The sequence below is a fragment of the Acidocella aromatica genome, from assembly GCF_014201825.1.
Lineage (GTDB): Bacteria > Pseudomonadota > Alphaproteobacteria > Acetobacterales > Acetobacteraceae > Acidocella > Acidocella aromatica.
Genome location: NZ_JACHFJ010000010.1, coordinates 110,527 through 120,831 on the forward strand (window position 1 = coordinate 110,527; position 10,305 = coordinate 120,831).

11 protein-coding genes are annotated in these 10,305 nt (G+C 65.4%); 7 read left to right on the forward strand and 4 right to left on the reverse strand.

Translation table 11 applies throughout. From position 1 onward, the window contains the following. Positions 1 to 2: 2 nt before the first annotated feature. The 5 genes from HNP71_RS10890 to fabG are packed head-to-tail and all read left to right on the forward strand — an operon-like array spanning position 3 to position 4,315. Entirely contained in the window at positions 3 to 1,175 is a 1,173-nt protein-coding gene (locus tag HNP71_RS10890) for a hypothetical protein (protein WP_183266945.1), read from the forward strand. Then, positions 1,172 to 2,365, forward strand: a complete 1,194-nt coding sequence (locus HNP71_RS10895) for a beta-ketoacyl-ACP synthase (protein ID WP_183266946.1) — start codon at positions 1,172 to 1,174, stop codon at positions 2,363 to 2,365. The genes HNP71_RS10890 and HNP71_RS10895 overlap by 4 nt, the downstream gene beginning before the upstream one ends. Next, a complete protein-coding gene (locus HNP71_RS10900) occupies positions 2,335 to 3,165 on the forward strand; it encodes a beta-ketoacyl synthase chain length factor (protein ID WP_221246801.1) in 831 nt (276 codons plus the stop codon). Before HNP71_RS10895 ends, HNP71_RS10900 begins: the two co-directional genes overlap by 31 nt. Then, entirely contained in the window at positions 3,162 to 3,599 is a 438-nt protein-coding gene (locus tag HNP71_RS10905; RefSeq protein ID WP_183266947.1) for a 3-hydroxylacyl-ACP dehydratase, read from the forward strand. The genes HNP71_RS10900 and HNP71_RS10905 overlap by 4 nt, the downstream gene beginning before the upstream one ends. After that, a complete protein-coding gene (gene fabG, locus HNP71_RS10910; protein WP_183266948.1) occupies positions 3,596 to 4,315 on the forward strand; it encodes a 3-oxoacyl-ACP reductase FabG in 720 nt (239 codons plus the stop codon). The genes HNP71_RS10905 and fabG overlap by 4 nt, the downstream gene beginning before the upstream one ends. Here fabG and HNP71_RS10915 read toward each other — a convergent pair. Beyond that, a complete protein-coding gene (locus HNP71_RS10915) occupies positions 4,296 to 5,006 on the reverse strand; it encodes a glycosyltransferase (RefSeq protein ID WP_183266949.1) in 711 nt (236 codons plus the stop codon). The two genes, fabG and HNP71_RS10915, sit on opposite strands and share 20 nt — an antisense overlap. 10 nt (positions 5,007 to 5,016) lie before the next feature. Continuing rightward, a complete protein-coding gene (locus HNP71_RS10920; protein WP_221246810.1) occupies positions 5,017 to 6,321 on the reverse strand; it encodes an FAD-dependent oxidoreductase in 1,305 nt (434 codons plus the stop codon). 106 nt (positions 6,322 to 6,427) lie between these two features. On the opposite strand from HNP71_RS10920, the gene HNP71_RS10925 reads away from it, so the two are divergent. Together HNP71_RS10925 and HNP71_RS10930 are read left to right on the forward strand one after the other, a co-directional pair. After that, positions 6,428 to 7,198, forward strand: coding sequence for a class I SAM-dependent methyltransferase (locus HNP71_RS10925; RefSeq protein ID WP_183266951.1), 771 nt, complete (start codon positions 6,428 to 6,430; stop codon positions 7,196 to 7,198). 4 nt (positions 7,199 to 7,202) lie between these two features. Beyond that, complete coding sequence (locus HNP71_RS10930) at positions 7,203 to 8,495, forward strand: cation:proton antiporter (protein WP_183266952.1); 1,293 nt, start codon at positions 7,203 to 7,205, stop codon at positions 8,493 to 8,495. 2 nt (positions 8,496 to 8,497) lie between these two features. Here the strand turns inward: HNP71_RS10930 and HNP71_RS10935 are convergent, their stop codons facing one another. Then, complete coding sequence (locus HNP71_RS10935; protein WP_183266953.1) at positions 8,498 to 9,307, reverse strand: chorismate transformation enzyme, FkbO/Hyg5 family; 810 nt, start codon at positions 9,305 to 9,307, stop codon at positions 8,498 to 8,500. Positions 9,308 to 9,970: 663 nt separating this feature from the next. Beyond that, a complete protein-coding gene (locus HNP71_RS10940) occupies positions 9,971 to 10,204 on the reverse strand; it encodes a hypothetical protein (protein ID WP_183266954.1) in 234 nt (77 codons plus the stop codon). Positions 10,205 to 10,305: the final 101 nt, after the last annotated feature.

Consider the following 10,305-nt stretch of genomic DNA (forward strand, 5'->3'; position numbering starts at 1 on the left):
ACATGGGCAAAGCTGACATCGCGCTTGCCGCTCCCGGCACCGCCTACCAAGATCTCTTCCCCTATCACGCCGAATTCTGCGCGCTCTCGGAATTCCGCAAGAAACCCGGCTTCGGCGCGGAACTCAGCAGCGGCATGGGCGGGCATGCGGTGCTGTACCTCAACGGCGTGCGGCTGGACCATGCGGCGCGGTATCCCGTGCTGCGCCTCTGCGCGCCGGACGAAGCGCCGGAACAGCACGGCGCGGGCATCAGCGTGAACGAGCATTACCGCAACGCCAACTGGATCGCCGTGGAGGGCCGGGACTTTCTGATGCGCGGCGCGCTGGCGGAGGGTGAGCCCCTGACGCGCGAAAGCTACGCCCGCACCCAGGCCCGCGCCCAGGCGATGGGCATCTTCGAGGGCGTGGAGTTCCACCCGCATCTGTTCCGCGACAAGCCGCACGGCATGTCCGACTGTGAATATATGTATGAAATCTCAGTCGCCTCGGATTACGGCGTGCGCTTCGGGCGCGATGCGTTCTGCGCCCGCGTGCCGCTGGACCATGCCCGCATGGGCGCGATCGTCGATTACCTGAACGCGCTCAACCAGCCCTACCGGGAGGGCAGGCGGATTTATAACTGGAAGATCTTCAACAATAACTGCGTGCATGTGGGGCATAACGCGCTGGCGGCGGCGGGAGTCTGGGCGCCGTGGCCCACCGGCCAATCCCCGATGCTCGCGGCCTTCAAATTCCCCGTGCCCAAGAATACATTCGTGGACCTGATGCTGCGCGCCAACGACCTGCCGCTCGAAGACCCGCAAGCCCTGTACCAGGACCGGGATGCCCGCGCCGCGCTGCTGCGCTGGGGCGCGCTGCCGGTGGGGCCGGGGGCGCTGGCCGTGGCCGAACCGGCGGTGGCGCGCAACGAGATTTACGATGTTGCCCGGCGGCTGCGGCTGATCTTCTACGACAATCCGTTCTGGGGCCCGTACCGCTTCCGCTTCCGGCGCATCTTCGCCGATCCGCGCTATACCGATCTGCGCGCCAATCTGCGCCATTTCGCCGCCCGTTACGCGGCGGCGCGGCGGGCCAAGGGGCCGCACAACCCGTTCAATGCCCGGTACGAGGCGCATATTGCCCTTGCCGCGGCGCAGACCGAGGCCATGCTGACCAAGCTGGGAGAAACGCCATGACACCGCTGGCCTTCAGCGCGTTCTCCGTGGTCACCGCCCTTGGCGCCGGACAGGCGGCGACGCTGGCCGCCCTGCGCGAGGGGCGCAGCGGCCTCGCCCCCTGCCGGTTCGATACGCTGCCCATCGCCGCCTATACCGGCGAGGCCGAGGGGCTGGAGAACCACCCGCTCACCGGCGCCTGGGCCGGGTTCGACTGCCGCAATAACCGGCTGGCGGCACTGGCCCTGCACCAGGATGGCTTTCTCGACGCCGTGGCGGCGGCGAAAGCGCGCCATGCGCCCGCGCGCATCGGGCTGTTTCTGGGCACCAGCACCTCCGGCATCTTGGAGACGGAAATCGCCTACCGCCACCGCGACCCGCAAACCGGCGCGCTGCCCGAGGGCTTCGACTATGCCCGCACCCACAACACCTACGCGCTGGGGCGCTTTGTGCGCGAGTATCTGGGCCTTGCCGGACCGGCCTTTGTGGTCTCTACCGCCTGCGCCGCCACCTCCAAGGTATTCGCCAGCGCGGCGCGGATGATCGGGGCCGGGATCTGCGATGCCGCCATTGTCGGCGGGGCGGATACGCTTTGCGGCACTACTTTGTTCGGCTTCCATGCGCTGGGGGTGATGGCCGAAGGCCCGTGCCGCCCGTTCGACGCCGCGCGCAGCGGTATCTCCATTGGCGAGGGTGCCGGGTTCGTGCTGCTGGAGCGGCAGCGCCCGGAGCACGGGGCGGAGACCGTGCTGCTGCTGGGCACGGGCGAAAGCTCGGATGCGTATCACATGTCCTCGCCACACCCGGAGGGCGAAGGGGCGCGCGCCGCGATGCTCCAGGCCCTGGCGGCGGCGGGGCTGCAACCGGGGGATATCGACTACATCAACCTGCACGGCACCGCGACGCTAGTGGGCGACGCGGCGGAGGATAAGGCCATCGCCAACCTGTTCGGCAATGCCGTGCCCTGCAATTCCAGCAAGGGCTTTACCGGCCATACGCTCGGGGCCTCGGGCGTGGTGGGGGCGGCGTTCGGGGCGCTGGCCATCCGGCACGGCTTCATCCCCGGCAGCCCGCATACGCGCGAGGTCGATCCCGGCTTTGCCAGCGATTATCTGCTGGAGGGGCGGGAAGCACGGGTGGATCGTGTACTGTGCAACGCCTTCGGCTTTGGCGGGGTAAATTGCAGCCTCGTGCTGGGGCGGGCGGCCTGATGCGCGTGTATCTGGAAGGCATTGGCCTGTTCGGCCCGGGGCTGGAAGGCTGGGAGGCCAGTCGCGGCATTCTGGCCGGGGATGCGCCCTACACACCAACCCAGGCGCCCCTGCCGGCGGCAACGCTGCTGCCCGCCAACGAGCGCCGCCGCGCGCCGAAGATCGTGCGGATCGCGCTCGCCACCGGGGCCGAGGCCCTGACCGCCGCCGGGCGCGACCCGGCGCTGGTGCCTGCGGTTTTCACCTCCTCGGGCGGCGATGGCGATACGATCCACGAGATCATGTCCACACTGGCCTCGCCGGTCCGCGAGCTTTCGCCCACGCGCTTCCACAACTCGGTGCATAACGCGGCGGCGGGATATTGGAGCATTGCCACCGGCTCGCGCGCGGCCTCGACCAGCCTGTGCTGCCATGACGGCAGCTTCGCCGCCGGGCTGCTGGAAGCCGCCGTGCAGGCCATCGCCGGGGGCAAGGCGGTGATGCTGGTCGCCTATGATGTCCCCTACCCCTCGCCGCTGGCCGAGGCACGGCCCATCGGCCCCGCTTTTGGCGTGGCGATGGCGCTCTCCCCCACGCCCTCGCCCGCCAGCTTCGCCCGGTTGGAGCTGGAGCTGACCACGGACCAGCCGCTCAGCCAGAATACAGAGCCCGCGCTGGAAGCGCTGCGCCGCACCACACCGGCGGCACGCAGCCTGCCGCTGCTGGCCGTCCTGGCGGGGAATGGCACGACGGCGGTGACGCTGGAGTATCTGCCGGATCTGGCGCTAAGCGTGAGCACCACCCCGGAGGAGGGCGCATGAGCATCGGGCATGAGCAGATCCAGGGCATGATTCCCCATTCCGGGACCATGTGCCTGCTGGATGAGGTGCTGGACTGGGATGCGGCCTCCGTGCGCTGCCTCTCCCGCCGCTACCGCAATGCCGAAAACCCGCTGCGCCGCCCCGATGGCACGCTGGGCACGGCCTGCGGCATCGAGATCGCGGCGCAGGCCATGGCGGTGCATGGACGGCTGACCGCGCCCGAGGACGGCGTGCCGGTGCCCGGCTATCTGGTGAGTCTGCGCGATGTAAGGCTTGCCAGCCCGCTGCTGGACGATACCAAGGGGCCGTTGCTCATTGAGGCCAAGCTGCTGATGGGCGATGGCAGCGGCGCGACCTATGAATTCGCCGTCACCTCCCAGGGCACGCCATGGCTCAGCGGGCGGGCCACCGTGCTGTTCGGGGCGGAAAAATGAGGCGCGCGCTGGTCACTGGCGGCAGCGGCACCATCGGGGCGGCCATCGCCCGCACCCTCGCGGGGGCGGGGCATCATGTCTATGTCCATGCGCATGGACAAATTGAGCGCGCCCGGGAGGTTGCGGCGGAGATCGTGGCCCAGGGTGGAGCGGCGGAGGCTGTCCGGTTTGACATCACCGATCCTGAGGCCACGCAAACCGCGCTCGCCGCTGTGCTGGAAGCCGGACCGGTGCAAATTCTGGTGAATAATGCGGGCATCCATGACGATGCGCCGATGCCAGGGATGCGCCAGGAGCAATGGGCGCGGGTGATCGATATTTCACTCAACGGCTTCTTCAACGTCACCCAGCCGCTGCTTATGCCGATGATTCGCACGCGCTGGGGGCGGGTGATCAACATCTCCTCGGTGGCGGCGGTGATGGGCAATCGGGGCCAGGCCAATTACGCGGCGGCCAAGGCGGGGCTGCACGGGGCGGCGCGCTCGCTAGCGCTGGAGGTGGCCAGTCGGGGTATCACGGTGAACACGGTCGCGCCCGGGATCATCACCTCCCCCGCCACGGAAACGCTGTTCCCCAAGGAGGCGCTGGACCGAATGGTGCCGATGAAGCGCGCGGGCACGCCGGAGGAGGTGGCGGATCTCGTTGCCTTCCTGGCCTCGGAGCGCGCGGGCTATATCTCGGGGCAGCTTATCAACATCAATGGCGGCATGGCCTGAGCAACAACGCCCGCAGCAGCCGTAGATGCATGGCGGCGAGGCGCAGATTGTCCCGTCCGTAGCGGAAATGCGAGACGCCGCCTTCTTCGGGCCGGAAATAGCGCACAGGGGCCGCGCGGTTGCGCACGGGCACGCCTTGCCAACACAGGCGCACCAGGGCCTCGGTGTCGAAATCATAACCCCGCATGTGGCGGCTGGCCTCCATAACGGTCAGCAGCGGGGTCAGCGGATAGACACGGAAGCCGAACAGCGCGTCGCCAATCTCCGCCCCTGTCTCCCACCGCGCCAGCACGTTGGAGAGCCGCCGGCCCAGCACGCGGATGCGCGGAGCCGAGGCGTCGAAACGCGGCAGGCCGAGGATCATCGCCTCGGGGTGCAGCGCGGACTCCGCCATGAAGCCGGGGATCTCGGCTTCGGGGTGCTGACCATCGGCATCCATCACCAGCACATGGGTGAAGCCCTCGGCGCGCGCGGCGCGCAGACCTTCCAGCACCGCCGCTCCCTTGCCGCCATTGCGCGCCCGGCGGAGGAGCCGCAGCCCTGGGGCTGCGGGCAAGGCATCGCTGCCGTCGGTGCTGCCGTCAATCACCACCCACACATCCGGCCAGTGGCGCAGTGCGCCGGTCACGGTTTCCCTCAGCTTCGGGCCGGTATTGTAGCTGGGGATGAGGACGAGATGCGTCCGCGGCACGGCCGCCGCCTTACGGATGCGCGCCGCGCGGCTGGCCGGTAAGGCGGAAGCGCAGATGCCCGAGCTTGGTGGCGTAATAGAGCGCGCGGAAGAAATGCAGCCGTAGCGTCACGCGCCAGCCATCGAAGATGCCACCCGCCAGCAGCGAAAGCACGGCCTCCTCCACGCGCAGCGTGTTGCGCGGCGACATGAACAGGTTGCGCATGGCCGGCTGGCGGATGCGGTAGATGAACCAAGTGAACGCCCCCACCGCATCGCGCACGGCGGCATCGTAGCGCTTGAGCGCGCGGGTGGCGCGGGCGGGGGTGCGCAGGCAGGTTTCCACCGCGTTGGCCGCGGCAAAGGCGCTGAGCATAGCGAGATACACGCCCGAGGAAAAAACCGGGTCGATGAAGGAGCAAGCATCGCCGACCATCAGGAAGTTCGGCCCGCTCGTGGTGCTAGAGAGATAGGAATAATTACCCGTGGCCGTCACCTCGCCTACCAGCTCGGCATCCTTCAGCCGGTCGGCGATCTCGGGGCTCATGGCGATGGTGCTGTGGAAGAAGCTGGTGAGATCGGTCTTGCGCGTCTTCAGGAACTCGGGCGCGCAGACGGCGCCGACACTGGTGGTGCCATCTGCCAGAGGGATGAACCAGAACCAGCCATGGTCGAACCAGACGATGGTGATATTGCCCTCGTCCTTGCCGGGCAGGCGCCGCGCCCCGGTGAAATGGCCGAAAATGGCGGCGCTGTTGTTGCGTGGATTACGCGTCTTGGTGCCAAGCTGCGAGGCCAGCAGCGTGTCGCGCCCCGTGGCGTCGATGATGAACTTGGCCCGCCATTCCTGCTCGGCGCCGTTCTCGTCGCTGGCGATGGCGCGCGGGGCGGCCCCCGCGGGGAATTCGACGGAGGTGACGCGGCAGCCCTCGATGACCTCCGCCCCCTTGGCGGCGGCGTTCTTCAGCAGGATATGGTCGAATTCCGAGCGCCGGACCTGGAAGGCGTAGGGGAAACGCTTGTCCCAGGCGCGGGCGAAATCGTAACGCACGCTCTTGCCATGAAAGGGCGAAACGAACTCGATGCCATGCTTGTGCATTCCGGTCGCCTCGATCTGGTCGCGCACACCGAGCCGGTCCAGCAGCGGCAGGTTGTGTGGCAGCAACGATTCGCCGATGTGGAAGCGCGGATGATGGTCCTTTTCCAGCAGCGTCACGCGCTGGCCTCGTTCCGCCAGCAGCGCCGCGACGGTGGAGCCCGCCGGTCCGCCGCCGATGACCAGCACATCGCAGTCCCGTATCGTGGATGTTGTTCCGAGCTGCTGTTGTTGCGTCACGCGTCGAGGACTCCTTGCCTGCCCTCCTGGCGGGTACGGAGCATTGACCCGGACGCCGTATCCCCCGAAGAAGGATTTAGCCGCAATAAGCCACAGGTCCACCGTCATGTCCAACGTAGAGGATCGCTCGGAAGCCGTGCGATCGCAAATGCTTGTCGATGGATATTACGCTGATCCGGCGCAGCGGCTGACCACCATCCGCGCCCTCTTCAACCGTACGGCGCGATATTACGACGGGGTGAACAGCTTGTTCTCGCTGGGTTCTGGCGCCTGGTACCGCCGTACGCGGCTGCGCCGCGCCGGGGTGCGGCCGGGGGTGCAGGTGGTGGATGTCGCTGTCGGCACCGGGGCGCTGGCGCGCGAGGCTATGCGCCTGACCGGCGGCAATGGGGCGGTCATCGGCGTGGACGTCAGCGAGGAGATGCTGGCGATCGCGCAACGCAAACTTGGCATCCCGCTCATCCAGGCCACGGCGGAGGCCCTGCCCTTGGCCTCCGCCAGCGCCGATTACGTGACGATGGGTTATGCGCTGCGCCATGTGGCGGATCTCAAGGCGGCGTTCCGGGAGGCGTTGCGCGTGCTGCGGCCCGGCGGGCGGGTCGAGCTGCTGGAGATCAGCGCGCCGCGCAACAAAGTCAGCCGTGCTTTTGCGGCCGTATTCATCGGCGTGGTGCTGCCCGTGCTCTCGCTACTGATGACGCGCGACCGGCGCTCCAGCACGCTGATGCGTTACCATTGGGAGACAATCGTCAAATACATGCCGCCGGAGACCGTGCTGAGCGTGATGCGCGAAAGCGGCTTCGCCAATGTGAGCCGCTTCAGCGATTTCGATTTGTTCCATCATTACAGCGGGCAAAAGCCAAAGGATACGGAATAGGACCATGCCGGCACACCTGATAACGTCGCCGCAGCGCACCGAGATGCTGCTGGTCGCAGTGCTCGTGCAGATGATCATCATGATCGGCGCGGCGCGGGCGATGAACCATGTGTTCCGCCGGTTCGGCCAGCCGGGCGTGGTGGGCGAGATTGTCGCCGGGCTGCTGCTGGGGCCATCCCTGTTCGGGCATTTTTGTCCCGGCCTCTCCGCCGCCATCTTCGGCGCGACGGCTTCGCCCGCCATCGCGGTACTGTCGCAGCTTGGGCTCATACTGCTGATGTTCCAGATCGGCATGAGCTTCGAGTTCAGGCAGCTGCGTGAGGCGCGGGCCAGCAAGGCACTGCTGCCTCTGGCGGTTGTGTCTGTTAGCGTGCCGTTCGGACTGGGTTTGTGGCTGGGGCATCTCTCGGCGCCGGTCTTCGCGGCATCCATGCCGGTCAATGTATATGCGCTGTTCTGCGGCGTGGCGATGGCCATCACCGCCGTGCCGATCCTGGGGCGCATCCTCACGGAATACGGAATGAGCAAGCACGAGATCGGGGTTTTGGCGATCTCCGTGGCGGCGCTCAACGATGTCGCCGGGTGGCTGCTGCTTGCCTTCGTTTCGGCTGTGGCCACGGCGAGCTTCTCACCCGCGCACATGGCGCTGCAACTCGGCGGCGTATTCGCCTTTGTCCTGCTCTGCGTGTTTGTGCTGCGCCCCGGCGCGCGATGGCTGCTGCGCGCCTTTCCCGTAAAGCATAACGAGGTGCCGCCGACGCTGATGGCCATCGTGCTGGTCAGCGTGTTCGCGCTGGGGATCTGCACGTTCAAGCTTGGCATCTTCGGCATTTTCGGCGGCTTTGTCGGCGGGCTGCTCGTGCATCACGACCACGCCTTCGCAGCCGCATGGCGCAGGCAGGTCGGCAGCTTCGTGCTCATCTGCCTCCTGCCGGTGTTTTTCACCTATTCGGGCCTGCACACCAACCTGCTCGGCCTCAGCTCGGGCAGCGACTGGCTATGGCTCCTGGCCTTCCTGCTCGCCGCGGTGCTGGGCAAGATCGCCCCCGTGGTGCTGGTCAGCCGTGCCTCTGGCTATGGCGCGCATGCCGCGATGCTGCTGGGTGTACTAATGAACACGCGGGCGCTAATGGAGCTGATCGTGCTGAATATCGGGCTGGAAACCGGCTTCCTGCCGCAGAAGGTTTTCACCATGCTGGTGATCATGGCGGTGGTGACGACGATCATGGCGGGCCCGGCGCTCAAACTGCTGCTGCCGCGCCTGGGGCTGGACGTGCCGCGCCAGATCGACGCCTGAACTCAAGCCTCCGGGAGGTGGCAAGCCTCGATCTCGAGCAGCAAATCGGTCCGGCAGATATCGGCACGCAGGTGCAGAATTTCGGCGGACGCGCCGAATAGTTTCCGCACCGCGCGCTCCACGCCCTCCCAATAGGCGGGGTCGCGCAGATAGGTCTTCACCGCCCACTTGCCGGGCTGGCCCAGATGCCCCGCCGCCTCGGCCAATACGCGCAGATTCTCCATCGTCTCCGCAAGCTGTGCCTGCACGTCACCATGATGGCGCGTCTCATGCCCAACAATGCTGGCCGTGCCGGAGATGAACAGGTTCGGACCGTGAGCGGAAGCGCGTGAGAAGCTCGGACTGGTGGGACCGTAAATCGGCGGGTATTCATAGGCGCTGATCTGACGGGGGTTTTCGATGGCCCTTGCGGCCTCGCGTGCCGCGAGGAAATAGATCACCGACACGCCGTTCTCGCCCCCCAGACAACTCGCGGCGGGAGGAACGGGCTGATTCAGCCGGGCCATGAAGGCGCGGTGGCGGCCAGTATTGAAGCGCCTGTAGCGTTCCACGCCCTGTTCATCCCCGGTGATCGCGGTCAGATAGTTCCAAAACCGGATCGGCTCCTTGAAGCCAGTCCGATCCAGGAAATCAAAAACATATCGATAGCTGCGTTCCGTCGCGTCCTCTAACGGCGTGATTGCATCCTCCTCAAGCACCAGCGCGCCGAAGGAGATATCCCCGCTATAAGCCCCCGACACCGGCCCGACCTGGAGATAGGTGACCGGCGTGTCAGAGGTCCAAACCTCAAACGACCCGGCATCCGGTGCCACGGGGTACAGAGGCGCCGAGATAAACGGGCAGGCGGGAGGCAGACTTTGGGGACGCGGCGCCCGATAGCCAATAACGCCGAGAATCCGGTCCTCGCCTTGCGTAGTCGCCAGGCGATCAACATTGAACCCATAACACAGTTTCAGCACAGCACCGGCTCCTGGTGACTAGCTCGCGAAAAGCCCTGAGCCCCCTACGATCATGGGGAAGAGATACGGCGCTTTCCGACACCGTGTAAAGCATGGTCAAACTGACGCTTTGACAACATTTTTTGTGGCTACAATTACCCCCGGATGGCTGCAACGTTTGCAGTTGCCAGATGCCGTTATAACATTCCTTTCAAATTTATTTTAATATCGCAATATGAATAGACATCGAACTGATATCGCACACAAATCATGACGTATTGCGAACAGGCGCGGTTGCGACGGCGAGGCTAGGAGTGAACGGAATTTCATCGCGGTACAGATAGAGACCAACACCGGCATGGAAAGTCGCCGACAAGCAGCGCATCATTGAGGACACCAACCACGGGAATAAGCTGACCATGATGTCGCCATAGCGTAACGCACAGATACGTGATGGTGATAGCAACCATCACCACGCGGGCCAGAATTCACCAACGCTGCAGACCAATGATCGCAACAAGCGCCAGCGTAACATAGCTATAAAAACTCAAAAGGAATGGTAAAAAGCTGGAAATTCACAACATCCGGTAGCGGGTTATGCACAAAGACCCCAGGGAGGCTGAAGTGAACATCACCCAGAATATTCAGCATGTACCGGAAGAATTCTGGAGCTGTGAAATAGGCAAGAAGAGGCTGCCTGGTAACAAGAGGATCAAGAATAAAGGCAGAAAGCAGGGACTCGATAATGAGAGCGGGGTAGATACGCAACATGCGGAGTGACCCTGCCTCCAACGTGCCCTCATTTTTAAGTTAGGGTCTGCGGGTTGATGTATGCCTTGCTGGCGTGTTGAGCGAAAGCCTCCGGCGCCATG

What these genes read in the sequence shown, in the direction of transcription:
- HNP71_RS10890 (WP_183266945.1), top strand. Translation starts at nt 3, where the DNA reads ATGGGCAAAGCTGACATCGCGCTTGCCGCTCCCGGCACCGCCTACCAA.
- HNP71_RS10895 (WP_183266946.1), top strand. Translation starts at nt 1,172, where the DNA reads ATGACACCGCTGGCCTTCAGCGCGTTCTCCGTGGTCACCGCCCTTGGC.
- HNP71_RS10905 (WP_183266947.1), top strand. Translation starts at nt 3,162, where the DNA reads ATGAGCATCGGGCATGAGCAGATCCAGGGCATGATTCCCCATTCCGGG.
- fabG (WP_183266948.1), top strand. Translation starts at nt 3,596, where the DNA reads ATGAGGCGCGCGCTGGTCACTGGCGGCAGCGGCACCATCGGGGCGGCC.
- HNP71_RS10925 (WP_183266951.1), top strand. Translation starts at nt 6,428, where the DNA reads ATGTCCAACGTAGAGGATCGCTCGGAAGCCGTGCGATCGCAAATGCTT.
- HNP71_RS10930 (WP_183266952.1), top strand. Translation starts at nt 7,203, where the DNA reads ATGCCGGCACACCTGATAACGTCGCCGCAGCGCACCGAGATGCTGCTG.
- HNP71_RS10940 (WP_183266954.1), bottom strand. Translation starts at nt 10,204, where the DNA reads ATGTTGCGTATCTACCCCGCTCTCATTATCGAGTCCCTGCTTTCTGCC.